Origin of the sequence: Actinomyces bovis, assembly GCF_900444995.1 — a bacterium.
Taxonomy (GTDB): domain Bacteria; phylum Actinomycetota; class Actinomycetes; order Actinomycetales; family Actinomycetaceae; genus Actinomyces; species Actinomyces bovis.
In genome coordinates, this window is sequence record NZ_UAPQ01000001.1 from 337,376 (window position 1) to 363,250 (window position 25,875).

General features: G+C 65.1%; 27 protein-coding genes. 8 read left to right on the forward strand and 19 right to left on the reverse strand.

The features are described from left to right. Positions 1 to 150 precede the first annotated feature (150 nt). Positions 151 to 879, forward strand: coding sequence for an ABC transporter ATP-binding protein (locus DR039_RS01425; protein WP_111835616.1), 729 nt, complete (start codon positions 151 to 153; stop codon positions 877 to 879). Beyond that, on the forward strand, positions 876 to 2,462 hold the full coding sequence (locus DR039_RS01430; RefSeq protein WP_111835617.1) for a DUF6297 family protein: 1,587 nt from the start codon (positions 876 to 878) through the stop codon (positions 2,460 to 2,462). The genes DR039_RS01425 and DR039_RS01430 overlap by 4 nt, the downstream gene beginning before the upstream one ends. Before the next feature lie 48 nt (positions 2,463 to 2,510). Here DR039_RS01430 and DR039_RS01435 read toward each other — a convergent pair whose 3' ends face one another. The 5 genes from DR039_RS01435 to rpsB all read right to left on the reverse strand — a co-directional run bounded on the left by DR039_RS01435 (position 2,511) and on the right by rpsB (position 6,791). Beyond that, a complete protein-coding gene (locus DR039_RS01435; protein ID WP_111835994.1) occupies positions 2,511 to 3,467 on the reverse strand; it encodes a phosphatidate cytidylyltransferase in 957 nt (318 codons plus the stop codon). A 44-nt stretch (positions 3,468 to 3,511) separates the two neighbouring features. Further along, positions 3,512 to 4,069 carry a ribosome recycling factor gene (frr, locus tag DR039_RS01440; RefSeq protein WP_111835618.1) on the reverse strand — a complete coding sequence of 186 codons (558 nt, stop codon included), beginning with the start codon at positions 4,067 to 4,069 and terminating at the stop codon, positions 3,512 to 3,514. A gap of 45 nt (positions 4,070 to 4,114) precedes the next feature. Next, complete coding sequence (pyrH, locus tag DR039_RS01445) at positions 4,115 to 4,864, reverse strand: UMP kinase (RefSeq protein WP_111835619.1); 750 nt, start codon at positions 4,862 to 4,864, stop codon at positions 4,115 to 4,117. A gap of 191 nt (positions 4,865 to 5,055) precedes the next feature. Beyond that, a complete protein-coding gene (gene tsf, locus DR039_RS01450) occupies positions 5,056 to 5,895 on the reverse strand; it encodes a translation elongation factor Ts (RefSeq protein ID WP_111835620.1) in 840 nt (279 codons plus the stop codon). 44 nt (positions 5,896 to 5,939) lie between these two features. Then, positions 5,940 to 6,791, reverse strand: a complete 852-nt coding sequence (gene rpsB / locus DR039_RS01455) for a 30S ribosomal protein S2 (protein WP_111835621.1) — start codon at positions 6,789 to 6,791, stop codon at positions 5,940 to 5,942. A 508-nt stretch (positions 6,792 to 7,299) separates the two neighbouring features. Between rpsB and DR039_RS01460 the strand changes: the two genes are divergently transcribed. Further along, positions 7,300 to 7,887: a M23 family metallopeptidase gene (locus DR039_RS01460; protein WP_111835622.1), complete on the forward strand. Its 588-nt coding sequence runs from the start codon at positions 7,300 to 7,302 to the stop codon at positions 7,885 to 7,887. A 213-nt stretch (positions 7,888 to 8,100) separates the two neighbouring features. On the opposite strand, the gene DR039_RS01465 is transcribed toward DR039_RS01460, so the two are convergent. The 10 genes from DR039_RS01465 to rimM form a co-directional block, all read right to left on the reverse strand. Beyond that, complete coding sequence (locus tag DR039_RS01465) at positions 8,101 to 9,240, reverse strand: tyrosine recombinase XerC (RefSeq protein WP_111835623.1); 1,140 nt, start codon at positions 9,238 to 9,240, stop codon at positions 8,101 to 8,103. A gap of 9 nt (positions 9,241 to 9,249) precedes the next feature. Further along, complete coding sequence (locus tag DR039_RS01470) at positions 9,250 to 10,575, reverse strand: DNA-processing protein DprA (protein WP_111835624.1); 1,326 nt, start codon at positions 10,573 to 10,575, stop codon at positions 9,250 to 9,252. After that, entirely contained in the window at positions 10,565 to 12,148 is a 1,584-nt protein-coding gene (locus tag DR039_RS01475; protein WP_111835625.1) for a YifB family Mg chelatase-like AAA ATPase, read from the reverse strand. The genes DR039_RS01470 and DR039_RS01475 overlap by 11 nt, the downstream gene beginning before the upstream one ends. Then, on the reverse strand, positions 12,148 to 12,648 hold the full coding sequence (locus DR039_RS01480) for a YraN family protein (RefSeq protein WP_111835626.1): 501 nt from the start codon (positions 12,646 to 12,648) through the stop codon (positions 12,148 to 12,150). The genes DR039_RS01475 and DR039_RS01480 overlap by 1 nt, the downstream gene beginning before the upstream one ends. A gap of 135 nt (positions 12,649 to 12,783) precedes the next feature. Continuing rightward, complete coding sequence (locus tag DR039_RS01485; protein WP_111835627.1) at positions 12,784 to 13,086, reverse strand: DUF2469 domain-containing protein; 303 nt, start codon at positions 13,084 to 13,086, stop codon at positions 12,784 to 12,786. Between the two features lie 68 nt (positions 13,087 to 13,154). Further along, a complete protein-coding gene (locus tag DR039_RS01490; protein ID WP_111835628.1) occupies positions 13,155 to 13,874 on the reverse strand; it encodes a ribonuclease HII in 720 nt (239 codons plus the stop codon). Between the two features lie 16 nt (positions 13,875 to 13,890). Continuing rightward, positions 13,891 to 14,757: a signal peptidase I gene (gene lepB, locus DR039_RS01495; protein WP_111835629.1), complete on the reverse strand. Its 867-nt coding sequence runs from the start codon at positions 14,755 to 14,757 to the stop codon at positions 13,891 to 13,893. A 113-nt stretch (positions 14,758 to 14,870) separates the two neighbouring features. Continuing rightward, a complete protein-coding gene (gene rplS / locus DR039_RS01500) occupies positions 14,871 to 15,218 on the reverse strand; it encodes a 50S ribosomal protein L19 (protein ID WP_111835630.1) in 348 nt (115 codons plus the stop codon). Positions 15,219 to 15,420: 202 nt separating this feature from the next. After that, positions 15,421 to 16,842 carry a tRNA (guanosine(37)-N1)-methyltransferase TrmD gene (gene trmD / locus DR039_RS01505; protein ID WP_111835995.1) on the reverse strand — a complete coding sequence of 474 codons (1,422 nt, stop codon included), beginning with the start codon at positions 16,840 to 16,842 and terminating at the stop codon, positions 15,421 to 15,423. A 2-nt stretch (positions 16,843 to 16,844) separates the two neighbouring features. After that, complete coding sequence (gene rimM, locus DR039_RS01510; protein WP_111835631.1) at positions 16,845 to 17,423, reverse strand: ribosome maturation factor RimM; 579 nt, start codon at positions 17,421 to 17,423, stop codon at positions 16,845 to 16,847. A 212-nt stretch (positions 17,424 to 17,635) separates the two neighbouring features. Here rimM and DR039_RS01515 point away from each other — a divergent pair, with 212 nt between their 5' ends. Then, positions 17,636 to 19,018, forward strand: a complete 1,383-nt coding sequence (locus tag DR039_RS01515) for a hypothetical protein (RefSeq protein ID WP_111835632.1) — start codon at positions 17,636 to 17,638, stop codon at positions 19,016 to 19,018. A 53-nt stretch (positions 19,019 to 19,071) separates the two neighbouring features. Here DR039_RS01515 and DR039_RS01520 read toward each other — a convergent pair whose 3' ends face one another. From DR039_RS01520 to rpsP, 4 genes are all read right to left on the reverse strand, one after another. After that, positions 19,072 to 19,971: a polymorphic toxin type 15 domain-containing protein gene (locus tag DR039_RS01520; RefSeq protein WP_111835633.1), complete on the reverse strand. Its 900-nt coding sequence runs from the start codon at positions 19,969 to 19,971 to the stop codon at positions 19,072 to 19,074. Beyond that, positions 19,968 to 20,777, reverse strand: a complete 810-nt coding sequence (locus DR039_RS01525; protein ID WP_111835634.1) for a GAD-like domain-containing protein — start codon at positions 20,775 to 20,777, stop codon at positions 19,968 to 19,970. Before DR039_RS01525 ends, DR039_RS01520 begins: the two co-directional genes overlap by 4 nt. A gap of 314 nt (positions 20,778 to 21,091) precedes the next feature. Further along, positions 21,092 to 21,322 carry an RNA-binding protein gene (locus DR039_RS01530; protein ID WP_111835635.1) on the reverse strand — a complete coding sequence of 77 codons (231 nt, stop codon included), beginning with the start codon at positions 21,320 to 21,322 and terminating at the stop codon, positions 21,092 to 21,094. 1 nt (position 21,323) lies between these two features. Beyond that, entirely contained in the window at positions 21,324 to 21,806 is a 483-nt protein-coding gene (rpsP, locus tag DR039_RS01535; RefSeq protein WP_111835636.1) for a 30S ribosomal protein S16, read from the reverse strand. Positions 21,807 to 22,162: 356 nt separating this feature from the next. On the opposite strand from rpsP, the gene DR039_RS01540 reads away from it, so the two are divergent. The 4 genes from DR039_RS01540 to DR039_RS01555 are packed head-to-tail and all read left to right on the forward strand — an operon-like array spanning position 22,163 to position 25,849. Then, positions 22,163 to 23,146, forward strand: coding sequence for an ABC transporter ATP-binding protein (locus DR039_RS01540; RefSeq protein WP_111835637.1), 984 nt, complete (start codon positions 22,163 to 22,165; stop codon positions 23,144 to 23,146). Between the two features lie 42 nt (positions 23,147 to 23,188). Further along, complete coding sequence (locus DR039_RS01545; RefSeq protein ID WP_111835638.1) at positions 23,189 to 24,025, forward strand: ABC transporter; 837 nt, start codon at positions 23,189 to 23,191, stop codon at positions 24,023 to 24,025. A gap of 16 nt (positions 24,026 to 24,041) precedes the next feature. Beyond that, a complete protein-coding gene (locus DR039_RS01550; RefSeq protein WP_111835639.1) occupies positions 24,042 to 25,220 on the forward strand; it encodes a sensor histidine kinase in 1,179 nt (392 codons plus the stop codon). After that, positions 25,217 to 25,849, forward strand: a complete 633-nt coding sequence (locus tag DR039_RS01555) for a response regulator transcription factor (protein WP_111835640.1) — start codon at positions 25,217 to 25,219, stop codon at positions 25,847 to 25,849. The genes DR039_RS01550 and DR039_RS01555 overlap by 4 nt, the downstream gene beginning before the upstream one ends. Positions 25,850 to 25,875 lie beyond the last annotated feature (26 nt).

Consider the following 25,875-nt stretch of genomic DNA (forward strand, 5'->3'; position numbering starts at 1 on the left):
GACGCGGGTTTTCTGCCTTGGTATCAATAACAACACACCTCCGGCAGGCTTTGGCTAGCAAAATCGGCGCCTCTGTGGGGGTGAGGTCAGTGGGCACTTATCGGTCTGCAGAACGATGACAGTCCTAAGTCCCTGCGCTTGCATTGCGGCGTGAGTGATTCTCGGGTGCTACCAGTTCCGGCACAGTTAGAGCCCGGCGAGCATGTGCTTCAGGCTGAGGAGCTGCTGGTTGGTTACTCAGATCAGCCGGTGTGCGCTCCGGCCACTTTCACCCTGGACCCGGGGGAAGCGCTGGCGCTGGTTGGGATTAATGGTGCTGGGAAGTCCACCTTGGCTCGCACTTGCTGCGGGCTGCTCAAGCCACTAGGCGGCCAGGTGCAGCTCTTGGGCTTGCCGCCCCGGCCGAGCTCGGGCTGGCTGCGCGCCGCCGTAGCGCGGGATCTGGGTGAGGAGGCTTTCTTCCCCGCCTTGAGCGTGCGCGAGCACCTGGAGTTGGTTTGCCTCGGGCATGGCCTGCGGAACGCTGGCCCCATAGTGGATGAGGCCTTGGTGGAGCTGGGCTTGGAGGCTTTGGCTGAGGCGCTGCCGGAGCGACTGTCTTCCGGGCAGCGACGCCGTCTGGTGTTGGCCTCGGTGCTGGTGCGACCTCGCAGTCTGCTGGTGCTGGATGAGCCAGAGCAGCGTCTGGATCACTCGATGCGTCTGGCCTTGGCTGAGCGTCTGGTGGCTGAGTGTGAGGCTGGTGGAGCAGTGCTGCTGGTCAGCCACGACCCCATGTTGGTGGAGTCTGTGGCTACCAGCGTCTTGCTGGTGGGTGAGCAGACGGTGCCGCTGAGCACGGCTGAGGGTGTGCGTGCGGTTGAGGAGGGACGGCGGTGAGTGGCTTGTCTCGTGCCGCTGCCACCTCACAGCATCCCCCTCATTTCGGTGCCGCAGTCAGCTTGGAGGAGGTCCGCCAGTGGACGCGGCGAACGCAGCTTCGGCGACGGCGCCTAAGCCGTACAGTCAGTGAAGACCTCACGGATATCTACACGGCGCTGCTGGCCGCACTGGTAGCCGCGGCCATCGTGATACCTCGTCTGTCTTCGGCAACTGCAGGCACGCAGGATTCGGCTCCAGCGGCCTGGAAGTTGGGCTTCAGCCCTGACCCCCTGTGGCTTACGGCGGCTGCTTTCCTGGTTATTGCTGCCGGTTCCTGTGGCGCTTTGCGCCGTCTGGGCCCCCTGTTCCTGCGGCTTGAACAAACCGTCTGGTGGCTGCCTCTGCCAGGCGCCCGCAGGAATCTGCTGGCTGCCACTGCGCTGCGGCTGGGCCTGCTGCTCTGTGCCCTGGCGGTGGCGGCAAGCGTGGTGACTGCTATGGCCCTTAGTGGCGGTTGGGCCATGGCCGTGTCGCTGAGCCTGCTGAGCACTGGGACGGTTTTCCTGGTGGTGCTGCAATTGGTGACGGCCCAGGCGCAGGGACGGGCTCATGGGCAGGGCACGGTTCGGATACGCCTTGGGCTGGTGGCAACTGCGACCATCTGCCTGTTGTGTGCTGTTGCTGGTCCGCATGCGTGGTGGAGTGCCTACTGCCTGGGTGGTGTGGGACTGCTGGCGCTGCTGGCAGCATCAATAGCTTGGCGCTACGTGATGGAGCGCGCGGAACAGGTGGATGACGGTTCACTGCTGGCTGCCAGCCGTCAGGCTTTCAGCCTGCGAGTAGCGGGCTTGGCTCTAGATAGCCGGGAGATAGGCAGAGTTCTGGCGCCTCGGCTCAAAGCCCCTAGTCGACCGGCAGGCATGGGCTTGTCGCGCCTGGCCGTGCCCCTGCCCACCGCTTTGCGCTGCACACTGGGGGTGGCGCAGGCGGATTGGCTGTTGTTACGCCGACAGCCGTGGCGTCTGGCTGCCACCGGCGGCAGCGCGGTGCTTGCCACAGCGCTACCCTGGGTAGCCTTGCGGCCCCTGTGGTGGTTGTTGGCCTGGCTGTTGCTGTGTTGGTTGACGGTGCTGGTGCTAGCTGACCCGGCGCGGCGCGCTTGCTTTGACCCGGGGGTGGATGAACTGTGGCCTACCTCCCCGGTGTGGGTGCGCCTGGGTCATATGCTCATACCAGCCGCCTTCCTGATGCCCTGGCACCTGTTGGTAGGGCTGAGTTTCTGGTCTGCGGTGCCGGCCCCTAAGGCCAAGGCGCTAGATCTGTTGGTCTTACTGCTGGCTGCCGGAATCGGCTGGGGCGCGGTGGCGGTGCGTTCAGGTATGCGCGCCCCGGCGGACTGGTCCATCATCATCCCCACCCCCTTTGGGGTGGTGTCGCAAGGCACGATCGATTCGCTGCTGGCGGGGCCAGATGCGGCCATCGTAATCGCCTTGCCGACACTTATGTTGCTGCTTGGGGTGCAGGTGCCCTGGATGCCAATCATTCAGGTAGTTGCTAGCCTCGGAATCCTCCTTTTAGTGCTGCGTCAGGCCCGGAGCTAACAGTGCGGTCATCAAAGGGAATCCTGGCCGCAGCTGAACTGGCTCGGTTCAGGGCAGCAGGATCAGGCTGAAGAGGTAGACGACCGGGGCGGCCACCAGGATTGAGTCCAGGCGATCCAGGAGACCACCGTGGCCCGGCAGAAGCGTGCCCATATCCTTCAGTCCCAGGTCACGTTTGATAAGGGACTCCCCCAGGTCACCCAAGGTAGACACGATGACGATTCCTGCACCTAGCAAAGCTCCAGCCCACCAATCGCCCCCGAGCAGGTAGACCCCCAGGATCCCTCCGGCGATGGCTGCAGCCATGGAGCCACCCAGGCCTTCCCAGGACTTCTTTGGGGAGACTGACGGCGCCATGGGGTGACGCCCCAGGGTGATGCCCGCCAGCCAGCCTCCGGTGTCATTAGCGACAGCCAGCCCCATAAGCAGCAGTACCTTGCCGACGCCGTCGTGCTGCCTGCACAGCAGCACTGCGAAACCCGCTAGGAAAGGCAGATAGGTGGCGGCAAAGACGGCAGCGAAGGTAGCTACCGAGCGGGAGCGACGGTGATCGTCGTGGGCGTAGGTGCGCGGCACGCCGACATCCGGGCGCTCCAGCATGGTGCCGGTTTCTGCCTCCACCTGCTCCAGGAAAGTCCACAGGCTGCAGGCCCCGACGGTCGCGATATAGGCGCCGAAAGCAGCCTCAGCTCCCACATCCCAGGCGGTTACGGCAATCCCCAAGGTTCCCAGCCACAGCGGTCCCAGCGGCAGACGGATGCGGTGCACCGCAAAAGCCCCAGCTAGCTCCCACAACGCCGCACAGATCGCAAGCACTGTCACTACTACAAACAGGGCCTTGTTGAGCAGCAGCGATGCCAGCAGCACTGAGATCAGCACCGCCGACACCCCGAGCGCGGCGGGGAGGTTGCGACCAGCCCGTCCTGTGGCTGGCAGGGGGCGGGCGTTTTGGGTGGGCGGCGGGTTCAGCAGCCGGGTTAGAAAATCTGGTTCAGTTTGGCTCATGGTGTGCGGGTCGGGGAGGTGACGGGTGGGCGGGCAGCACCCACTCACACCTCAAGCAGCTCAGCCTCCTTGGCGGACAGGGCGGCATCGATCTTCTCTACGAAGCGCTTGGTCAGGGCGTCGAGCTCAGTCTCAGCGCGCTTGACCTCGTCCTCACCGGCTTCGCCGTCCTTCTTAATGGCCTCCAGCTCCTTCTTGGACTTGCCGCGGATACCACGTACCTGCACGCGCGAGTCCTCAGCGCGGTTGCGGGCGAGCTTGACGTAGTCCTTGCGGCGTTCCTCAGTGAGGGCGGGCAGAGAAACACGGATGACAGTGCCGTCGTCGGTGGGGTTAACGCCCAGGTCAGACTCGCGGATAGCGGTGGTGATGGCCTTCATGGCGGAGCGGTCAAAGGGGCTGACGATTACGGTGCGGGCCTCGGGGATCGTCAGACTAGCGAGCTGCTGCAGGGGGGTGGGGGCGCCGTAGTAGTCCACCATGATGGAGTTGAACATGGCGGGATTGGCGCGACCGGTGCGGATGGAGGCCATCTCACGCTTGGCGGCCTCCAGAGCGGCCTCCATCTTCTCCTCGGCCTCGAGCATGACGTCGTCGATCATCGTGATTCCTTTTTTCTGTGGGTGCTTGGCTGGGTGGCGGGAGGGTCAGTCGCTGGTGACCAATGTGCCGATCTTCTCACCTAGCAGGGCCCGGGTGATATTGCCACCCTCGCCCATACCGAAGACCCGCATGGTCAGGCCGTTGTCCCGGCACAGCGAGAAGGCGGCGGCATCCACCACCTTCAAGCCGTCAGCCAGGGCCCGCTCGTAGGTCAGGTGGGTCAGCAACTCAGCATTAGGATCCTTGCGCGGATCCGCCGTGTAAACGCCGTCGACGCCGTTCTTACCAACCAGCAACTCGTCACAGTGGGTTTCTAGGGCGCGCTGCGCGGAGACGGTGTCTGTGGAGAAATAGGGCAGTCCGGCACCCGCTCCGAAGACCACTACGCGCCCCTTCTCCATGTGACGGATGGCTTTGAGGGGGATGTAGGGCTCGGCCACCTGGGTCATGGCGATGGCGGATTGAACGCGGGCGGGCACCCCAGCCTTCTCAATGAAGTCTTGCAGAGCTAGGGCGTTCATGACGGTGCCGAGCATGCCCATGTAGTCAGCGCGGGCGCGGGCCATGCCACGCTGGGACAGCTCGGCGCCACGGAAGAAGTTGCCGCCGCCAACCACCACGCTGACCTGCACGCCCTGGGCGACTGCCTGAGCGATCTGCTTGGCGGCATCTGAGACAACGTCCGGGTCCAGCCCCACCTGTCCCCCACCAAAGACCTCACCGGAAAGCTTGAGCAGGACGCGGCGGGGACGGTCCTGGGAGGTGGCGGGGGTGGCCGGGGACTGGTCAGTCATGGGGTTCTTTCTCCTAGCTGTCGCTTGACCGGCGCTGCTGCAGGCCGCCGGGGTCTGGCAGGCGCACGCGGGCCTGGGGTGAGCCTACCTGTTTCCGGGGCACCCGCCTGGCCAGTTGAAGCTGTGGGTAGGGTGCACGGAACCCCCGTGGGCTCGCGGCTCACGGGGGTTCCGGTCAGTGCAGCTGCTGCTCAGGCGCCCACGCGGAAGCGCAGGAAGCCGGTGACGGCGCCGCCGGTGGCCTCAACGACCTTGCCGACCGTGGTCTTGGGGTCCTTGGCGAAGGCCTGCTCAACCAGGCAGTTCTCCTTGAAGTAGCCACCCAGGCGACCCTCGACGATCTTGGCGATCGCAGCCTCGGGCTTGCCCTCAGCGCGGGTGGTCTCCTCCGCAATTGCACGCTCCTTCTCGACGACGTCGGCAGGGGCGTCCTCACGGGTGAGGTACAGCGGGGAGTAGGCGGCCACGTGCATGGCGACGTCGTGAGCCACCTCGGCGGCCTTGACGTCGGTGCCCAGCAGCACAGCCACCTGCGCAGGCAGGTCGGGGTTGGTGCGGTGCAGGTAAAGCTCGACCTTCGGGGCGGCCAGGCGGCCGACGCGGCGGACGACGATCTTCTCGCCGATGATGGCCTGCATGCCGTCGGTGAGGTCCTTGACGGTCTCGGAGCCGACCTTGACCTCGGCCAGGGCCTCAGCGGACTCGGCGCCGGACTCGACGGCGGCGGCCAGGACCTGGTTTGCGAAGTCAATGAACTTCTCGTTCTTGGCCACGAAGTCGGTCTCGGCGTTGATCTCCACGAGGACGCCAACCTGGCCCTCGGCAGCGTCAACAACCTTGGCGGCGATCAGGCCGGCGGAGGCGGAGCGGCCCTCGCGCTTGGCGATGCCCTTCAGACCCTTGACGCGGATGATCTCGATGGCCTTCTCGGTGTCGCCATTGGCCTCGTCGAGGGCCTTCTTGACGTCGAGCATGCCAGCGCCGGTCTTCTCGCGCAGGGCCTTGATGTCAGCGGTGGTGTAGTTCGCCATGTGATTCTCCTGGATTCTCAGCTTCAGTCTGGTGGTCTGCTAGCTCAGGCCTGCTCGGCCTCAGCAGCGGGGGCCTCAGCGGCAGGAGCCTCGGCAGCGGGGGCCTCAACCGCGGGGGTCTCAGCGCCAGCCAGGAGCTCAGCCTCCCACTCAGGCAGCGGCTCAGCGGGGACCTCGGCCTCCTCACCGGTGCGGCCGCGACCAGCAGAGCGGGAGAGCAGACCGTCGGCGGCGGCGTCAGCGATCACGCGGGTCAGCAGCTCGACAGCGCGGATGGCATCGTCGTTGCCCGGGATGCCGTAGGTGACCTCGTCGGGGTCGCAGTTGGTGTCCAGGATGGCGATGACGGGGATGCGGAGCTTGTGGGCCTCGGCGATGGCCAGGTGCTCTTTCTTGGTGTCAACCACCCACACGGCGGAGGGCAGCTTGGCCATGTCACGGATACCACCGAGGGTCTTGACCAGCTTGTCCTTCTCGCGGCGCATCATCAGCAGTTCCTTCTTGGTGTGGCCGGAGCCGGCCACGTCGTCGAAGTCAAGCTGCTCAAGCTCCTTCATGCGGTCCAGGCGGGCGCGCACGGTGGAGAAGTTGGTGAGCATGCCGCCCAGCCAGCGCTGGTTGACGAAGGGCATGCCGACGCGCTGGGCCTGCTCGGCCACGGCGGCCTGGGCCTGCTTCTTGGTGCCGACGAACAGGATGTTGCCGCCGCGGGCGACGGTCTCCTTGACGAAGTCGTAGGCGGTGTTGATGCCCTCAACGGACTGCTGCAGGTCGATGACGTAGATGCCGTTGCGCTCGGTGAGAATGAAGCGCTTCATCTTGGGGTTCCAGCGGCGGGTCTGGTGCCCGAAGTGGACACCGCTCTCAAGCAGCTGGCGCATGGTGACGACGGCCATGATGGTCCTTCCGTGTGAGCCGAGAGGTTGCTCGGCGCACAGTCATATCGTGGGGTGTTACTCCGGGCGGTCTAAGACCGCACGGCACCCCGGGTTTGGGTGGTTATTCCCCATGCCGTCACGGGGACGGTAGCGGGGGCCTAGTGCTCGCGACGCACAGCCACCCGGTCCTGGCTTGGGCCAGTTGCGGGACCATGACTGTGACGCCCGAAAGGACGGGAGCGAGCACGCGAAGTCAGCGTTCTTCTCCACCCGCAGGCAGATCTGAGACAACTGCAGGCGTGAGGCTACCACAGGCCGGGCTGCTCAAACCTCCGCGGATCGGCGGAATGACGGATGGAACTGGTCACTGGGAGGGGCAGGAGTGGGGTTGGGCGGGGCCGTGACCGGGGTAGCGCGAACCCGGTGCCTGCGATTCGGGCGCTGCACAGGGCGACCCCATGCAGGATATTGCTCACCAGCAGTGACTAAAGACAGTGGGGGCCGTTTGCGTCGGGAGCATTGATTTATGCCTCCGTACCTGCCTGTTATCCCCCAAGAGCTGACTCTGCGCTGGCATGCTGCGGCCTCTGGTTTAGCGCTAGCTGTGCTCCTGGCAGCACTCCCTGCAGCGGCTGCGCCGTCGGCGGTTACTCCCCAACTGGCTGCAACGCCTGCTGTAGTGCAGGCAGCGCCGTCTGTGCGGTCACGCTATGACTGGCCGACGCCGGGGCCCGCGCCGGTGCTGCAGCGTTTTGACCCGCCGGCGGTGGTCTGGGGTGCCGGGCATCGCGGGGTGGACTTAGCCCTGGCGGCGGGCTCGCCGGTGCGTTGCGCGGGCGACGGCGTTGTGGCCTTTGTGGGAATGGTGGCGGGCAGACCGGTGGTCTCGGTGGACCATGCGGATGGGATCCGCACCACCTATGAACCGGTGGCGGCCCAGGTGGAGGCCGGGCAGCCAGTGACGCGCGGGCAGGTACTGGGGACTTTGCTAGCCGGGCATCGGGCAGATGGCGTGGATGCGCTGCACTGGGGCGCTCGCACGGGGCGACGCAGCTACGTGGATCCCTTGCGACTGCTGCGACCGGCAGTGATCCGCCTAAAGCCACTGAGATGAGGCTTATGAGAGCACTGCTGGGGCCGGAAAACGGTATCGGTCCTGCTCACTTCTTTGTGAGCAGGACCGAGAGGTGATCAGGGATGTTGACCAGTTAAAAACACTAATCAAGAAGTCCTTTAACGGCGCCCGCATCTGCCGCACGGGATGGACATAAGCCGCATGCGTAGATGTGGTTCCGCAAGGGGCTTGGTATGCCGCCCATTTAGGGGACTATGCGCGTGGGAAGGCCTGGGCGTAGACGCTGCGCAGTCGCTCCGGTGTCACATGGGTGTAGCGCTGGGTGGTGGCCAAAGAGGCGTGCCCCAGCATCTCCTGGACGGTGCGCAAATCTGCTCCTCCCCCCAGCACATGCGTGGCGGCACTGTGGCGCAGCCCGTGCGGCCCTAGGTCTGGTACCCCTGCGCGCTGGGCAGCCTGGTGGACCAGGGTGCGCACGGCGCGGGAGTCCATGCGGCCACCGCGAGCCCCCAAGAACAGGGCGTCCTGCCTGGTTGCCAGCAGGGCTGGGCGCAGGCGCAGGTACTCCTCCAAAGCGCGGGAGGCGGGCTGGCCGTATGGCACGGTGCGTTCTTTGTTCCCCTTGCCTAGGACGCGCACGGTGCCTTCGCGTCGGTTGAGGTCGTTTAGGTCCAATCCGGTTAGCTCTGAGACGCGCACTGCGGTGGCGTACAGCAATTCCAGGATGGCTAGGTCCCGGGCCGCGAGCGCCTGCTTGCGTTCGGCCTCGGCGGGCTGGAGGTCACCGGCCTGCGCTGCCTGCTGCACCTCTGCGACTGCCTGCTGCGCCCCCTCCAGCAGGACCTTGGCTTGGGCAGCTGAGAGCACGGCGGGGAGGCGGTTGTCGGGGCGGGGGCTGCGCAGGCGAGCGGCCACGTCGGTGTCTAGCAGGCCTTGGCGGTGGGCCCAGGTGGAGAAGGTGCGGATGGCGGCACTGCGGCGGGCCAGGGAGGCGCGGGCGGCGCCGTCGCCGGCTTGCTGGGCCAGCCAGGCGCGCAGGTCTGCCAAATCTAGGGTGCGCAGGGCTGAGTTGACCGGCTCGCCGTCATCCGCACCAAGGCCTAGGAACCCAAGTAGTTCAGTCAGGTCCCCTAGATAAGCGCGCACGGTGTGTTCGGACAGGCCACGTTGCAGCAGCAGATGCCGCTTCCAGCTGTCCAGTAGCGCAGCGCGGCTATCAGCAGGCGGGCTGCCCGTGGCCGAGCCTTCTGCGCAGCGGCCATCTGCGGCGCGACTGCCTGGGCCGGATACTCCCCAGGTGCCAGCTGCGCGTGCCTCCTCAGCCAGGCCACCCGAGTGCAGGCCGGCAGCGGCCTGAACTGCTGGTTTGTGTGCTGGCCCCGGGGATGTCATGCAACCAGGTTAGGACGCCTTGGTGACGGGGCGACGCCGCCGCCAGCGCGTGCCGTCACGCTCCACCCGACCGTCCAGTTCCAGCAGGCCCAGGGCAGCACTGGTCTGAGCTTCCCCTAGTCCCGCCACGCGCGCCAGACGTTCCAATGCCGCCGCGCCCCGAGCTGGCATGGCGTCCAACACGGCCGCGCAGTCGGGCTCCAGGCCATCCAATAGCCCGGGCTCACGCGCCGCTTGCGCGCTCTCCTTGGCTAGGTCTGCATCTACGGTGCCTAGTGGCGCCACAAGTTCCAGGGCCTCCTCGGCGTCAGTCACGCAGGTGGCCCCGGCGCGCAGGAGGCGGTGGCAACCCACCGAGCTCATGGCGGTGACCGGGCCTGGCACAGCGCCCACGGGTCGTCCCAAGCCTTGGGCCTGGTGCGCGGTGGACAGTGCGCCGGAGCGCCAGGCAGCCTCAACCACCACGGTGGCTTCGGTCATGGCGGCGATTAACCGGTTGCGCGTCAGGAAGCGGTGACGAGCTGGTGCACATCCGGGCGGTACCTCGGCCACCAGGGCGCCCTCCTCCACGATCCGGCTCAACACTTGGCTGTTTCCCGCCGGGTAGAGGCGGTCTACCCCTCCAGCGGAAACGGAGACGGTGCGGCCTCCGCTTAAGGCGCCCCGGTGGGCGGCGGCATCAATGCCAAAGGCGCCACCTGAGACGACGACGCAGCCGCGTGCGGCCAGGCCTGCGCCCAGTTCCATGGCCACGCCTTCCCCGTAGCTGGTAGCTGCTCTGGCCCCCACTAGGGCGAGGGCGTGACCGCGCCCGGGGCCGGCAGGCACCAACTGCTCCCGGTGACGCGGTACCTGGGCGGCAGCCATTTGGGGTCCGGGCTCTGGCGCCTCCTGCTCCGTATCAGCTTGGGAGACCAGGAGGGCCGGGTCTCCACGCACCCACAGGCATATGGGCGGGGCTTCAAGCTCGTTTAGCCCGGGCGGCCACCAGACGTCTCCTGGCAGCACCAGGCTGCCGCCGAGCTGCTCAAGCACCTCCAGGTCTCGTTCGGGTTCCAGGGTGCGTAGGCGTGGAGCCCAGCGGGAGGTGGCTTGGGCCCAGGCTGCACTGGCGCGTGCGCCTTGGGGGCTGCCCGGTGGCGGGCTAGGGGTGTCGCGCGGGGCGCCGTCGGCGTCAAGTGCCTGGTGGAGCAGCCAGTCCAGGGCCTCCACTGCTCCTAGGCCACTGAGTAAGGCGACGGCGGCCGGGTCGGTGGGTTCGGTTAGCCGTGACCAGGCAGCATGAGCGAGCACCGAGTGACCGGGGTCAAAGTTGATGAGTGGTTTAGCGGGCATGGTTGCCTCCTCGGGTGCGCAGGGCTAGGGCTGCGCCTAGTTGTGTGGGGGTAGGGGTTGCGACGCCGTCTAGGTCAGCCAGGGTCCAGGCCAGGCGCAGCACCCGGTCCACGCCCCGCAATGAGAGGGTGCCGCGTTCCAAGGCCTCCATGAGCCGCGTCACTAGGCGTGGATCGGTGCCGGAGTCGGGGCTGCGTAGCCAGGCTCCGGGTACTTGGGCGTTTAGGCGCCAGGGGGTGCCCGCGAGGCGCGTGGCCGTGCGCCGTCGCGCTGCGAGCACCCGCGCGGCCACCACAGCGCTGGATTCACCGGGTTCAGGGGCCACCAGCTCAGCGGCGAGCACTGGCCCCACTTCCACCTGGATATCTACCCGGTCCAGTAAGGGGCCGGAGAGGCGGGAGAAGTAGCGTCGGCGTTGCAGCGAGGTGCAGGTGCATTCCAGCCCGCGCCCGCCCGCTTTCCCGCATGGGCAGGGGTTGGCGGCCAAGACGAGTTGGAAGGCAGCCGGGTAGGTGGCTCTGCCGCCCACTCGGTCAATAGTCACCGTGCCGGATTCCAGGGGCTGGCGCAGGCAGTCCAGCACCCCGGAGGCGAACTCGGGTGCCTCGTCCAAGAAGAGCACGCCGCGGTGTGCCAGAGCTACGTCTCCGGGGCGGGGTGTGCCGGAGCCGCCACCCACCACAGCCGCTCTAGTGGCGGTGTGGTGTGGGGCGCGCAGGGGTGGGGCAGCCAGCAGTCCGTGCTCTGGGTTGAAGGTGGCTGCTAGGGAGTGGATTGAGGTGACGGTGACGGCGTCGTCGTGTTCCAGGGGCGGCAGGATGCCGGGCAGGCGTTCAGCGAGCATGGTTTTTCCAGCACCGGGTGGCCCCACCATTAGCAGGTGGTGACCTCCGGCGGCGGCCACCTCCAGAGCGCGCCTAGCCTCGATCTGTCCCACCACCTCCGCCAGGTCTGGCACTGGCGCTGGCACCGGCGCCTGGGCGCGGAACCGCTCACCCGCCGGCCCAGAAGCAATTAGCTGTTCTAAGGCGCGTCGCACTGGCTCTTTGAGTTTCCCGCCGAGTTCCAGCACCAGCTCCCCCACATGCCGCACTCCGCGCACCTGGGCACCTCGCACCAAACTGGCCTCGGCCTCACAGCCCGCAGCTACCACCACCTGCTCCACCCCAGCAGCCACAGCGGCGGCAACCGCGGGAAGAACCCCGCGTACCGGATGGACGCTGCCATCTAGCCCTAGTTCACCAATCATCACCACCCGGCTCAGGCGGGCCGTTGCCTTGGGTGGGATCAGGCGCAGGGCACCGAAGACGGCCATGGCCAAAGCCAGGTCAAAGCCGGTGCCGGTCTTGCGTAAATCTGCCGGGGATAAGTTCACGGTCAGGCGGTGCTCACCCCAGGGCACCCCGCAGGTGCTTAGGGCCGCGCGGACGCGGTCCTTGGACTCGCGCAAGGCGGCGTCGGGCAGGCCCACCAGGGTGAAGCCAGGCAGGCCACTGACGGCATGCGCTTCCACGTCTACCAGGTGCCCATCCAGGCCGGTGAGGGCCACGGCCAAGGTGCGTGCCAGTCCCATCAGAGCCCCACTCCCCGGTGGTGGCGCAGCCTGGGCGCACCGCTGACTGGGAGCAGCACGGAGACGACGTCTAGGCGCAGGGGTCCGCAGGCGGCGCAGTCATGGCTGTGCACCCAGGCGATGGCTAGCAACCGCAGGCGACGGACTTTGCCAGGCCCGACGGCGGCTGCAGGTGGGCCGTAGCGTTCACTGCGCCTGGTTTTAACCTCCACGATCACCAGGGCGCCGTCGGGGTCTTGGGCGATGAGGTCAAGCTCGCCGCGCAAAGGTGCCTGCCCTGCCTCTCCGGGCCCCGGACGCCAGTTTCGGTCCAGAATCTGCCAGCCTTCAGCCTCTAGGCGAGCGGCGGTGAGCTCCTCACCTTCACGCCCCAGTGCGGCCCGCGGATCGGCGGGACTGGCTGCAGCTCTGGTAGCTAAGCGCGTGCCAGGGCTGGCAGCTTGAGTAGCTGGATTCCCAACACCGTGGGCTGGCCTTTGCTGCGCTGTTGCGGGTTTCACCCATCCAGAATTGGCTAGGCTCGAAGCTGCTCAGCAGTTAGCAACAGCTCTGGCGACTGCACCTGCACGGCGGCGGGCTGTGGAGCGCAGGACCGGCCACCGTCCGCAGACCAGCTCCAGCCCCGCTCAGGCGGCTCAGGGCAGTTCCATCTCCGGCTTGGTTAGCTCCTCCACATTCACGTCTTTGAAGGTGACCACGTGTACGGATTTAACAAAGCGCGAAGCCCGGTAAATGTCCCAAACCCAGGCGTCCTCAAGGGCAAGCTCGAAGAAAACCTCTCCTCCATTGGTGCGCACCTGCACGTCCACAGAGTTGGCCAGATAGAAGCGGCGCTCGGTCTCCACCACATAGGAGAACAGGGACACCACATCCCGATACTCCCGGTAGAGCTCCAGCTCTAGGTTGTTCTCGTACTTCTCCAGATCTTCTGCACCCACGCTCTCATAATGCCTGCCGCATCTCCGCCAGTCATTTGCGACGCGCCCACCCTGACCATCCCGCGACCTTAGGCATTCAGCCCAGGCAGTCTCCAGGAGCGGCGGTGTTGCGCAGAGGCTCCCAGGCGCGCCAGCCCCTGCTGGTGGGCCGCGGAGGCGTAGCCCTTGTTGGAGGCCCAGCCGTAGCCAGGGTCGTCTAGGGCCGTCATGATGGCGTCGCGCTGCACCTTGGCCAGCACTGAGGCTGCGGCGACGACGGCGCAGCGGGCGTCGCCTTTTACTTCCAGGCGCACCGGCGGCACAGCCTCGGGGGGCAAGACGGCGGGCAACTCTGCGGCGCTGTCCTCGGCCCCGGCGGGGGCGTGAATGCCGCTGCATAGCTTTGCCTCCGGGGCGGTGAGCCAGTCCGCCACGCCGTCGAGAATGATGACGCTCGGCAGGTGTCCCCGGGAGGCCAACTGCGCCAAGGCCCGACGGCCTGCCAAACGCAGGGCCCCGACAATGCCTAAAGCATCAATCTCCGCCGGGCTGGCATGGGCGATGGCGTAATCAGCCAGCCAATCCTGGCAGGGCTGCACAAGTGCCTGGCGACGTCGAGCCGTGAGCTGCTTGGAATCCGCCAATCCGGCAGGGAACTCGTTGACTGTGCTGTGGGAAACGACCGCCAACCCCACGGTTACGGGACCAGCTAGAGAACCACGCCCCACCTCGTCCAGGCCACCAACCAGTTCATGGGCAGCCAGGAGTTCTGTTTCTACTTGCCGGTTTGGGCGGATGGCCGGGCTCATGCGGTCCCCCGGCGCCTTAGTTAGCTGGCGCGGTGGCCGGGCTGGCTGGCGCAGTGGCCGGATGGCTTGGAGGCAGGTGGCTAGGCAGAGTGGTGGGCTCAGGCACGCGACTAAAGGCTTGGTGTTCCTCGTCTAGAACCGCCCAGCGGCTAACTGGCAGGAAGAGGTAGCGGGCCACTCCCACCACATTGTCCAGGGGCACAAATCCGTGGTTAGCGTCGTCCTGGTGCAGGCGGGAATCCAAGGAATTGGAACGGTTGTCGCCCATAAGCCAGACGTAGCCTGCGGGCACCGTCACATCAAAGGCAATATCTGAGGCGGAGACGCCCGGCTTGATGTAACCCTCGGAGATCTCAACGCCGTTGACGCTCAGGGAGCCTTTGCCATCAGAGATCACGTGGTCACCGGGCATGCCGATCACGCGCTTGATTAGGTGATGCCCTGAGTGGGCAGGCAGCAGGCGAGTGAACTCCAGAACATCGCGCAGGACCTTCTTAACGCCGGTGGGCTCCTTGTAGCCGGTGAGCCAGCCGCCCGGATCCACAAAGACCACTATGTCCCCGCGCTTGATATTGCTGGCGTTGTACATGGTTACGGCCACGCGGTCCCCCACGGCCAGGGTGTTTTCCATGGAGGAGGAGGGGATCTCGTAGGTCTGCACTACGAAGCTCTTGAACAGGGCCGCCAGAATCAGGATGACCACGACCACCAGCAGGGTTGAGCCGTGGGCTTTGTGCCCGTTTTCGGCCTCATCCTTGGACGACTTGCGTGGGGGGATGGAGGGGGGCAGCGGGGGGTCCAGTTCTGGGTCCTGGGGTGCTGTCTCAGCATCAGCCAGCAGGTGGTCAGTCTTCAATGGTTGACCCTCCTTCGGCTGGCTCACGCTGGTTTCCTCCTGGCGGCAGGGGCCCGGGAACTCCGGGCTGGTTTTAAGGGATTTGGCTGGTGGTGGCGCCCAGCCCGCAGGCCAGGCGCCACCTGCTAGCCGTGTGGAACTCAGGCCTCGCGGCGTTCCTTGATCCTTGCGGCCTTGCCACGCAGGTTGCGCAAGTAGTACAGCTTCGCGCGGCGCACGTCACCACGGGTGACAACCTCAATCTTCTCGATGGAGGGGGTGTGCAGCGGGAAGGTGCGCTCGACGCCACAGCCGAAGGAGACCTTGCGGATCGTGAAGGTCTCACCGACGCCACCACCCTGACGAGCGATGACGATGCCCTGGAAGACCTGGACACGGGAGCGGTTACCCTCAACGACCTTGACGTGCACCTTGAGGGTGTCACCGGCACGGAAGCTGGGGATGTCGTCGCGCAGCGACGCGGCATTGATCTCGTCGATCAGGTTCATTGGATCTCTCCACGCACTTCTGCCACTGGTCAGGAGCACTTGCTAAGTGGTGCCCGCGCCTACTGGGGCTGGCACCTGTGCTGACGCCCGCTGGTCCTGCTGTGGATAGGTCCCCAGTGGCAGACGCATTCCCAGGCCTGCGGGCCCGCCCAGTCTGCCACAGGCTTCCAGCAACCGGCAGTAGAGGAGCAGGCGAAGTGCCTCACCTCACGGCGCTCTGCGTCCCCAAATCACAGCTCATGACGACGTCGCGGCATTCCTGCCCACCCACGTGGTAGGAGCGAGCACCGCTGCGTTTGAATCCGGCCCGTTTATAGGCCTTTTGGGCGCGCTTGTTGCCCGTATGGGTGCCCAGCCAGAGCTGGCTGACACCGGCAGCTACGGCGTCGGTAATTGCTTGTTCCAGCAGGGCCGAACTGATTCCAGAGCCGCGCAGGGAGGGCTCCACATAGACCTTGGAAAGCTCAGCAAGCAGAGCCACCTCTGTCACCTTGAGGCAGGTGGGGCGCGGGTCCAAGCCGAGCGGCAAGAGGCCGTCGGGACCTGGCTGCTCAAGCAGCAGCAAGCTGTATCCGACCAGGGCGCCCGCAGGCAGCGGCTCCTCACCAGCAGTGGCTGCAAAACGCTCAGGGAGCACGGCGACGGTGAGCCGGGCACGTGGCTCAGCTAGCCAGGCGGCGAAATGCTCTGGAGTTAGCTTCGTGGCGATATGGTTGGAAATCTGCTCCGGGGTGAGCTGCGAGGGGCAGGCGTCAGGGAAGGTGCGGGCGGCTAGTGCAGCCAAGGCACCGAGGTCAGCGGCGGTGGCCGGGCGCAGTTGCACAGGCACTGGGTGTGGACTATTGGCGGGCACCGCCCAGCCGTGACTGGCTAGGACGGCGCGGTCAGCGGCGTCCAGGCTGCTGGGTTCCAATGCTCGAATCAGGTCGGGGCGGCGGGCAGCGGTGCGGACGATGGCTTGGTTGCGGCGGGTGCGGGCGATGCGCGCATGGTCCCCGGAGAGCAGCACCGGCTCGCTCACTGCCAGGTCCTGACCCCGCCATTGCACGGGCCGGGTGTAAACGGGATACTCCAGCAGTCCGGCGCTGGAATGTGACTCCTCCACCACGGATTCGGGGTTGCCGAGCACACCGGGCTGCAGGCGGGAGATGGCCTCCACCATTACCAAGGTGGCTACCTCTCCCCCGTTGAGCACGTAGTCACCGATAGACAGCTCGCGCACCTCCAAGCCGGTGCTGCGGTAGTGCTCAGCCACGCGCGCGTCGATGCCCTCGTAGCGCCCACAGGCAAAGACAATCTGGTCTGCTTGAGCCAGATCCTCAGCAGTGCGCTGGGTGAAGACCTCACCGGCGGGAGTAGGCACCACTAGGACCTGCCGCTGGCCAGACTGAGCTGTTTCTCCTAGGACAGCGTCGAGGGCCTGGCCCCACACATCGGCTTTCATCACCATGCCGGCGCCTCCGCCGAGCGGTGTGTCATCCACGGTGCGATGGCGGTCATGAGCCCAGTCGCGCAGGTCGTGAATCCGCAGGTCTATCAGCCCGGTGGTGGCGGCCTTGCCAATCAGGGATAGGTCAAGCACGCGCAGGTAGTCGGGGAAGATGGTGACGACGTCGAGGCGCAGGCTCAAGGTCGGACCTCCTCAGGATCCCCTAGGCGCGGGAAAAGCCCACCGGGTGGGTCGAGCAGAACCCATCCAGCCTCAGGGTCAATCAGTGGCACCAGGGCCTCCACAAAGGGCACGGCCACAGTCTCTCCTGCGGGGGTGCGCACGAGTAGACGGTCTTGGGCGACGCCGGGTTCCAGGCCGGTGACTTCTCCTAGGAGAGTGCCGGGGGTGGGCTGCCCGGCGGCGTCAGTGGATAGCAGGTGGGCTTTGAGACCTGTGAGCTCATGGGCGTACCAGGCGTCGTCGTCTGGGTCTGTGGGGTCGTCCTCGTCTGTCTCCACTAGGAGGCGTAGTCCGCGCAAGGCTTCGGCGGCAGTGCGGTCGGTGGCCTCCACGAAGGTAGCGAACCAGCGTGCACCATCGTGACGGAGGCGAGCTACGGTGAGTTGCTTGGGGGCGGATTGGCCTTTGGGTGCTTGGACTGGCAGCACCGATCCGGGAGCGAGGCGTCCAGCTGGGTCATCGGTGCGGATTTCCAGGCGGATTTCGCCCTTGAGGGCGTGGGCGGGGCCGATTACGGCAACAGTCAGCAACACGGGCTAAACCTACCTGGCGGAGGTGGGCGGAGGTGCTCGGGCCTGCTTTTGCTGGCTCTGGCAGCTTGCTAGCAGCGCGCCGATATCGCTTCTTGTGTGAGCTGCCGCCGGACTGACACCTGTTCGCGTTGCCGTTGTTAGTCACCATTGGCAGACTGATTGCAAAGCTACTCGGCATCAGTCTCTGGAGCCGCAAGCACCCTGGAGAGCCAATGGACCGCCGCATGTTCATCACCGCTGCCGCAGCTGTGGCTGCCGCAGGGCTGACGTCGTGCAGTGGGGCCACGCAGGCAGCCTCGGTCAGCCCCACCAACTCGGCAAGCCCCATCTTGGAGACGACCGTCCCGGCGCCTAAGCCACCGTCGAGCAGTGCGGTGCCCAGCAGCTTTGGCTCTAACCCTCTGTGGCAGGGCGCGGAGATCCTGGCTGTGCATGACCAGTATCTAGTTGGCTCGGCATGGAGCAGCCAGGCGGTCGGTGTTGCTGCGCAAGGGCTTTGTCCTGTGATCGTGGACCTGGCGACCGGAGTGTCCACCGCAATTCTGCCCGGTGGGCCGCAGGGCTTCACTACCAGCCGGGTCTCGCTGGATGCTTCCCAGTACACCTCGGCTATGAGTAGCTACCGTCCCCCGGCTGGTAACACAGTGCCGCGGTTGCATGCCGCAGCTGCATTGTTGGGCTCGGAGCATGCCTATTTGGTGGTGGGCGTAGAGATGGTTTTAGCGGAGGTAGGCCGGGGCCGGGGCGCGCAGGAGCGGGAGTGCCCTGTGAGCCTGCTGCGCGTCCGCCTGGCCGATGGTCGCCTTGAGTCTGTAGCCCGTCTAAGCAGTTCTTTCTCCGTGCAGCTCCTGTCGGCTGCAACTACTCCCCCGTTGGACTTCGCGCTCTCATTCTCCCCAGATCGCGGTTCTTTGCTGGTCGCGGGCAGTGGGTTTGGGTCCGCTGACTTCATTGCGATGCGCCTGCGGGCGGAGGACTTGGCGGTGGAGTTGGATGTGCATGAACTCTTGGAGCAGCCGAGCAGTTACACGGTGACTTCGCTTGGGCAGGCAGTGGTGGCCCGTGCTTTGCGAGGCGGTGGCGACCTGGCCTTCATGTTGGGGACTGGCGCTTCCCAGGCCAATACGAGCAGTCTGGTGCTGGTGCGTGACGGTTGGTGCTACTACGGCGACGGCAAGCAGGTGCTAGCCACTAATTTGGAGACTGACCAGACGGTGAGTCTCCAGGCAGACCCGACCCATGCTGGGTTCTTGGGCTCCGCCTGGCCAAGGATCACTTCTGATTCGCGGGATTTGGTGCTGCATTGCAGTGACCTGGTGGAGGTGTTGCGCCCCGGTCAGCCAGCCCCGCTGCTGCGTTTGGATGGCAATGGTCGGCAGGTGCCTTACGCAACGGCTGCATTTGGCGACGTCGCTTACACGATGCCGCAGAGTGCGAACAACCGCCCCACGTCCTTGGAAATGCTCTCCTTAGGTTCTGGGGAGTCCCTGGGCAGCCTGCGCAGCACCGCAGGTTGGCTTAACGGCTTGGCCGTGACCAGCTGGGGTTTGGCCTGCGATGCCGGCACCTTCTATCCGGCTCAGTCCTGGTTCTAGGGCTATAGGAGGCATTTAAACACCGGTTTGGCAGTTTCTGGTGTGTTGATTGTTTAGAGTTTGGGTTTTTTGTGGTGTGTGGTGTGGGTGGGGTGGGTGTGTTTGTGGGTTGTGTGGGTGAGGGCTTTGAGGATTTCTTGTTTGGTGTGGGGGTTGTGTTGTGTGTGGGTGGGTGGTGGTTTGGGGGTTTGGATGCTTAGGGTGTGGCGGATCTTGGCGGCAGTGGTGAGTGTGGGTGGTTGGGGTGGTGTGTTGTGAGTGGGTTGGGTTGGGTGTTTCAGGGGTGGGGGTGGCTGTTTTGCGCGTAGGCGTTCAACGTTTTGGCGTCGATTAGTTAGCACTACTTGGAAGTGCATGGGTAGGTGCCCGTAACCAGAAGCGATCTGCTTGTGGGCAGCTGCATCAATAAGGGCCGCATTGGAGCGGTTTTGTGCACCCAGTGAGGAGTTAACCGCACGATCACCAGGAATAGGCGCACCCCCACGATCCAGAGCGGGGGAAGGCTCGCCGCCAAGAATCTGATCAGGGTTATGCAAGATCGCTACTTGCTTCATAACCTCACGCGCCCACCGCCTAGCCTCAGCCTCTGAAGGCTTGTCTTCGAGCTTCTTGCGGTAGCGAGTGAGTCTGTTCTCGAGGTCGGTGCGGGCTCGTTGGGTGGCAGCAGCGCCTTGCCTGCCTTGGTGTTTGAACACTTCACGGGCTTGGACGTACTTGTCCGCCGGTATCTGGGCTAAGACGCTGTATTGACCATCGAGCTGGAACTCAAACTCCTGACCCATGGTTTGCAGCTGCGCTGAGCGACCGTTGAAGTACACGCTGCGCACCACCTGGGTGAGCCCAGTTAGTGTTTGAGCTGCGGTGTACTGTTTGGCGACCGCCCCGGGGTCTTCACCCCTGATACTGTGAGTAAAACCGTAGTCCTCGGGCAGTGACACCGGATTTGGGTTCATGGGCCGGTAGTGGGCTCAGCACCGATAATAGGGGCGATTTGCTCCCAAGCACCTCCAACAGGGTCACTGATAGCGATCTCGTCTTGCTGAGCTTGCAGACTCAGATAGGTAAAAGCATTCACGATACGCAGATTGTCTACACTCAAAGACCCACCCAACACCACAGGCAGAACAAAACCATAAACCTCATCAACCCCCAAAGGCCCTAAACGCTCCAAAGCCTGAGACGGCAAAGGGCGCCCACCCTCGTCGTCTGGGGCAGGCGCATAAAGATACGCGGTACCTCTGAAGAAGGCGTTGCCTGCTCGTTGAGGCGCACCGGGTTGGGTGAAAGTGCGTCGCGCGAGTTGGTCAACAATCACCTCATGGTAGACAGGGTCGATATCCAGGCTGCTACCGGTGTTTTCTCCCCATAGGAACATGGTGCCCATAGCGTTGCGGGCCAGGCAATGCCAAGTGTCTGTGAACGGCAAACGCTCCATGACCGGATCTAACCAGTCCTGGACCACCGGAGCCCACTTCAAAGGATCAGTGATCCAAAATGCCCCACCGCTAAAACCCTCAAACCCAAAGCGCTGCCAAGTGTGAATAATCGAGCGCGGCAACACCGGAGCAAACCGCTCAATATGCTCACCACTAACCGCCTCCCCCACCCCCATAGGCCGCAGATTCGCCCCCTCAGGCCCTAACAGACCCCGGTCGATCAGCCTGTCAGTCTTAGCATCCATCTCAGCCAAACTCTGCGGCTCAGGCACCGGGATGATGTCCCAAGGATCAGGGATCAACGGAACACTATCGCGACTCATCACACGCCTCCCAAAAACTCACCCAGAACAACCAAACCCAGCAACCACCAGACACACAACCAGCCCAGCAACCACTGACTGCACACTACCAGCCAACCCACACCAACACCCGCAACATCCCTCCCCCAGAGGCTCCGAAACTCGATGTCCTCACATCCCAGCAGAGACTGAAGGCAAGTTATGGAATTACAGGAACTGCCTATTTGTGTCCTCATCGGCACCTTCTATCCGGCTCAGTCCTGGTTCTAGGGCTGGTTAAAACGCAGCGCTGCCCGGCTCCATGCTGGTGGAGCCGGGCAGCGCTCTGCGTTGCTTCAGCGGCGGTCGGTGTCGACGACGTCGACGCGGACCGGACTGTCAGCCAAGGCGTTGACCACGGTGCGCAAGCACCGGGCTGTGCGCCCTGACCGGCCGATGACGCGGCCAAGGTCCTCGGGGTTTACCCGCACCTCCAGCAGGTCGCCGCGGCGCAGCGACCTGGAGGTGACGTCGTCGGGGTTGTCGACGATGCCCCGCACGAGGTGCTCGAGCGCGTCAGCGAGCATCTCAGGCCTCCTCGGCGGGGGCCTCTGCGGCCTCCTCGGAGGCGGTCTCCTCAGCTGCCTTGGCCTCGGCGGCAGCTGCCTCAGCAGCCTCCTTCTCAGCCTTGGCCTTGGCCTCGGAGGCGGCGGCCTTGCGCTTCTCGGCGTCCGCGGCGGCGGCCTTAATGGCGGCCTCGGCGGCAGCAGCGGCGTCGCCCTCCTTGACCTTCAGCTTGCCCTCGGGCGCCTTGAGGCCCTTGAAGGCCTGGTAGATGCCCGTGATCTTGAGCAGGTTGAAGACCGTGTCAGAGGGCTGGGCGCCAACGCCGAGCCAGTACTGAGCGCGCTCAGAGTCGATGCGGATGAGCGAGGGCTCCTGCATCGGGTCGTAAATGCCGATTTCCTCAATGACGCGGCCGTCCCGGCGCTTGCGGCCGTCGAGCACGACGACGCGGTAGAAAGGCTGGAACTTCTTGCCCATGCGCTTGAGGCGAATCTTGACTGCCACTTGGTTGAACTCCTGGTTCTAGTGTTTTGGCGCTTGCCAGACCCCGGTGGGGTCAAGCAACGTTGTCCGGCTCGCGCCGAGACGCGTCCACGCCCGGGAGAGGGGCCGCACGCAGACGAGTGCAGCAGGTGATTCTGCCAGAACGTCGCGAGCGTACGCCACCAGCACAGCCCCGATCAGGCGGTTTGCCGCTGCGAGATCGCCCACAACCGCGGTGGCCGCGTCCACCCGCCAGCACAGGCGCTCCGCAGACTTGCTGCGAAGCTAGTTTCATCACTCAGGCACTGACATCTGTCATACGGAAGCGATGACGCGCCTCAGTACCGGCCCAAGCCTAGCCGGCGGAGCCTTGAGTCATGAGCACGAACCAAGGCACCACCCCCACCACCCTGCCCCAGACCGCCCCCGTCATCGCCGTCAGCAAGATGACCAAGACTTTTGGCCAACTGGTCGCCGTGAACCAGCTGGACCTGGAGGTCCAGCCCGGTGAGGTCGTCGCTTTTCTGGGCCCTAACGGCGCTGGCAAATCCACCACCATCGACGCGATCCTCGGCTTCTCGACCCCCGACTCCGGCACCTTGCGAGTACTCGGCACCACCCCGCGTGAGGCAGTGTCCGAAGGCCGCGTGGGCGCGGTGCTGCAGACCGGTTCAATGCTTCCTGACTACACCGTGCGCCAAACCCTGGACGTCGTCGCCTCCTTGCAGCGGCGGGTACCAGATGTGCAAGCCGTAATCGCCCAAGCCAACCTGGGCAGCATCCTCAAACGCAAGGTCGGCAAGTGCTCCGGGGGTGAACTCCAGCGGCTCCGCCTAGCCCTAGCTCTACTGCCCCAACCCGAGCTGCTGGTGTTGGACGAGCCCACCGCAGGCATGGACCCGAAAGCCCGCGCCGCCTTCTGGGAGACCATGCGCGGCCATACCGCCCAGGGCCGCGCAATCCTCTTTGCCACCCATTACCTGCAGGAGGCCGCGGATTTTGCCGACCGAATCCTCATAATTGACCACGGCCGCCTAGTGGCTTCCGGCTCGGTGGACGAGGTCCGCGCCCTGGGTGAAGGCACCACCGTCACCGCCACCTGGCCGGGGCTTAATGGTGAGGCCGCATTGCGTCACGTGCTGGCACCCACAGCAGGCAGCCTCCTAAGCGTCTCCGTGCACGGCAGCCACCTAGAAATACGCACCAAGGCTTCCGATGACGTCGCCCGCCTGCTGCTAACCCAAACCCCCGCCACCCACCTGGGAATCAGTGCTCTGAGCCTGGAACAGGTCTTTTCCGAGCTAGTCACCGACGACGATGCCGCCGGAACCACCACTGCACCAGCTGTCAAAGCCGCCTGATCCCATCCAGCCCGCATTACTCACCACCTGTAGGAACCCCAGATGAGCACCGCCACCGCCCACCCCACCAACCCGACTGTCAGCCCTCACCAGGCTGAAGCTTGCACCACCCGCCGCCCGCGACCGTGGGTATACGCCCGCATCGACACTCTGAATACCCTGCGGCGCCCGGATATGTTGTTCTTCACGCTCATCATGCCGCTGGGCATGTACCTGTTCTGGGGCGCGGCTCAGGATTACGCCGACTACAACGCTGGGCACGGCAACGTGGCCGCCGCCACCATGATCAATATGTCTGCCTTCTCCGTGGCCATGGCCGCTACCTGCACCGCCGCGGGGGCCGCCGTCGAGCAGGCTAGCGGCTGGGGCCGCCAAGTGGCCCTGACCGCCGGGGGCCTGCGCGCCTACATCATCACCAAACTGCTGACCGCCCTGATCGTCTCCGTATTCCCCGTGACCGTGATCTTCACGGCGGGTGCGTTCACCGGCGCCAGAATGGATACGCCCCTGATTTGGGCTGCCAGCTATTTCCTGTCCTTGCTGGTGGCTGTGCCCTTCGCTTGTTGTGGGCTGGCGGTGGGCATGTGGGTTCCTGCCCAGGCGGCTGTAGGCATCGCGGGCGCCTCGATCAGCGTCTTTGCATTCTTAGGTAACCTGTTCATGCCACTAAGCGGCACCTTGTTCACTTTCGCCCGGTTCACGCCGCTGTACGGCGCGGGCAGCCTGGCCACCCGCGCGCTGCAGGGCGACGTCGTCGCCACCACCACCGGCACTGTCCACGAGGACCTTTGGCTGCCGGTAGCTAATATTCTGGTGTGGACCAGCATCTTTGCCCTCACCTGCTTGGCTGCCCGCCGGCATGTGACCACACGCCACTGAGCGGGGGCAGGAGGTCGTGAATCCCGCTAGCCCCAGCAGTGCAGCCCACAGCCTTGAGGACGCAGCTCTTAGCAGTTATGCCAAGCCCTGGTACCGGCGGATTGACTGGGCCAACTCCATCTGGGTGATCCTACTGCTGGCGCCCCTGTACTTGACCTGGGTCTCCGATGCCTCCCTCGCAATCAAGGGAGTGACCATAGCTAGTCTCATCGCCTTCGGGGTGGCTGACGTGTGGAGCGTTTCCACTATGAAAAGTTGGCTAGAAGTCCCGGTTGGCGCAACTCTTAAACAGCAGTTGCAACCCGTGGCTGGGCGGCTGGCCCTGCTGGTCGCGGTGGCATTGCCAAGCCTGCCTCTGCTGCGGTGGACAGCGGTGTTCTACCTGCCTTATCTGGCAGCGATCTTGCTATTTGCCACGCCGCTGCGCACCGGAGTCACCGGCACGCTAGTGCTATGCGCAATGGCGGTGACGGTCACAGCGCTATTCGCTCCAGGCTGGAATCACCTGTGGATGGCGCTCGGCTGTGCGGGTTCAAGCACGGCGGTTTCCCTGGGGCGCATTACGGCTGATGTCACTGAGCGGAGGCGGGTCAAGGAAGTGGAACTCGCGACCTCCGAACAGCGAGAGGAGATCGGCCGGGATGTGCATGACATCCTCGGCCACACCTTAACGGTTCTTACGCTCAAGGCCGAGGTGGCCCAGCGCTTGGTCCGCGGGCAGCCGGACCAAGCGGAGGCGGAACTTACGGAGATCATCGAGCTGTCCCGCTCCGCCCTGGCTGATGTGCGCGCCACCGTGACGCGGCTGCGCACGCCAGACCTAGCGAGCCAGTTGGAGGCTTCCCGCACGGCTTTCGCGGCTGCTGGCGTGGAGGCGGTTTTCAAAGGGGCCGCCGCGGCGGTGCCTGCCGAGCAGAGGCAGACCCTGGCTTGGGCCCTGCGTGAGGCCACCACTAATGTGATTCGGCATGCTGCTGCCAGCCGCGTGCAGGTATGGCTGGGGCCGGGCTTGCTGCGCGTGGTAGACGACGGCGTCGGCCTGCCTGCTGGGTCTAGCGGCGCTGAAAGTAATGGCCTGCGTGGGCTGCGGGAGCGGGTCACCGCCAGTGACGGCCAGGTGGTGATCACCAGCCCGGTTGACGGCGCTGGCGCCGATCCGGCGCGTCCAGGATGCTGTTTGGAGGTGCGACTATGAGTTCAGAGCACGCGGGAGAGCACCCGATTCGAGTGCTGATTGCCGATGACCAAGCCCTGGTTCGTGGCGCCTTAGCCACGCTGCTGGGACTGGAGGAAGACCTGGAAGTAGTAGCACAGCTGGGCAGTGGCCTTGGTCTGGTGGAAGCGGTGCGGGAACACGCGGTGGATGTAGTGCTGCTGGACATTGACATGCCACAGGTGGACGGCTTGACTGCGGCGGCGCGCTTGACAGAGTCCGGGCTGGCGTGCCGGAGCCTGATTGTCACGACCTTTGGGCGCCCCGGTTATCTATCGCGGGCGCTAGAGGCGGGGGCGGCAGGATTCATTGTCAAGGACACTCCGCCGGAGCAGCTTGCGGCAGCGATCCGCACGGTGCACGCAGGCGGTCGGGTGATTGATCCGACGCTGGCACAAGAGTCTGTGATCCTGGGGCCTAACCCATTAACTCCCCGAGAACGTGAAGTGTTGCGGGCGGCCCGTGATGGGGCGGATGTGTGCGAGATCGCGCAGGTGCTGCATCTGGGTGAGGGTACCGTCCGCAACTACTTGTCCGGCGCCATCAGCAAAACTCATGCGCGCAACCGGACGGAGGCAGCGCGTACCGCCGAGTCCAACGGCTGGATCTGAGTGGCTTACTCGGGCCGTGGCTGCGC

What these genes read in the sequence shown, in the direction of transcription:
- DR039_RS01435 (WP_111835994.1), bottom strand. Translation starts at nt 3,467, where the DNA reads ATGAGCCAAACTGAACCAGATTTTCTAACCCGGCTGCTGAACCCGCCG.
- frr (WP_111835618.1), bottom strand. Translation starts at nt 4,069, where the DNA reads ATGATCGACGACGTCATGCTCGAGGCCGAGGAGAAGATGGAGGCCGCT.
- pyrH (WP_111835619.1), bottom strand. Translation starts at nt 4,864, where the DNA reads ATGACTGACCAGTCCCCGGCCACCCCCGCCACCTCCCAGGACCGTCCC.
- tsf (WP_111835620.1), bottom strand. Translation starts at nt 5,895, where the DNA reads ATGGCGAACTACACCACCGCTGACATCAAGGCCCTGCGCGAGAAGACC.
- rpsB (WP_111835621.1), bottom strand. Translation starts at nt 6,791, where the DNA reads ATGGCCGTCGTCACCATGCGCCAGCTGCTTGAGAGCGGTGTCCACTTC.
- DR039_RS01460 (WP_111835622.1), top strand. Translation starts at nt 7,300, where the DNA reads ATGCCTCCGTACCTGCCTGTTATCCCCCAAGAGCTGACTCTGCGCTGG.
- DR039_RS01465 (WP_111835623.1), bottom strand. Translation starts at nt 9,240, where the DNA reads ATGACATCCCCGGGGCCAGCACACAAACCAGCAGTTCAGGCCGCTGCC.
- DR039_RS01470 (WP_111835624.1), bottom strand. Translation starts at nt 10,575, where the DNA reads ATGCCCGCTAAACCACTCATCAACTTTGACCCCGGTCACTCGGTGCTC.
- DR039_RS01475 (WP_111835625.1), bottom strand. Translation starts at nt 12,148, where the DNA reads ATGGGACTGGCACGCACCTTGGCCGTGGCCCTCACCGGCCTGGATGGG.
- DR039_RS01490 (WP_111835628.1), bottom strand. Translation starts at nt 13,874, where the DNA reads ATGAGCCCGGCCATCCGCCCAAACCGGCAAGTAGAAACAGAACTCCTG.
- rplS (WP_111835630.1), bottom strand. Translation starts at nt 15,218, where the DNA reads ATGAACCTGATCGACGAGATCAATGCCGCGTCGCTGCGCGACGACATC.
- DR039_RS01515 (WP_111835632.1), top strand. Translation starts at nt 17,636, where the DNA reads ATGGACCGCCGCATGTTCATCACCGCTGCCGCAGCTGTGGCTGCCGCA.
- DR039_RS01520 (WP_111835633.1), bottom strand. Translation starts at nt 19,971, where the DNA reads ATGAACCCAAATCCGGTGTCACTGCCCGAGGACTACGGTTTTACTCAC.
- DR039_RS01525 (WP_111835634.1), bottom strand. Translation starts at nt 20,777, where the DNA reads ATGAGTCGCGATAGTGTTCCGTTGATCCCTGATCCTTGGGACATCATC.
- DR039_RS01530 (WP_111835635.1), bottom strand. Translation starts at nt 21,322, where the DNA reads ATGCTCGCTGACGCGCTCGAGCACCTCGTGCGGGGCATCGTCGACAAC.
- DR039_RS01540 (WP_111835637.1), top strand. Translation starts at nt 22,163, where the DNA reads ATGAGCACGAACCAAGGCACCACCCCCACCACCCTGCCCCAGACCGCC.
- DR039_RS01545 (WP_111835638.1), top strand. Translation starts at nt 23,189, where the DNA reads ATGAGCACCGCCACCGCCCACCCCACCAACCCGACTGTCAGCCCTCAC.
- DR039_RS01555 (WP_111835640.1), top strand. Translation starts at nt 25,217, where the DNA reads ATGAGTTCAGAGCACGCGGGAGAGCACCCGATTCGAGTGCTGATTGCC.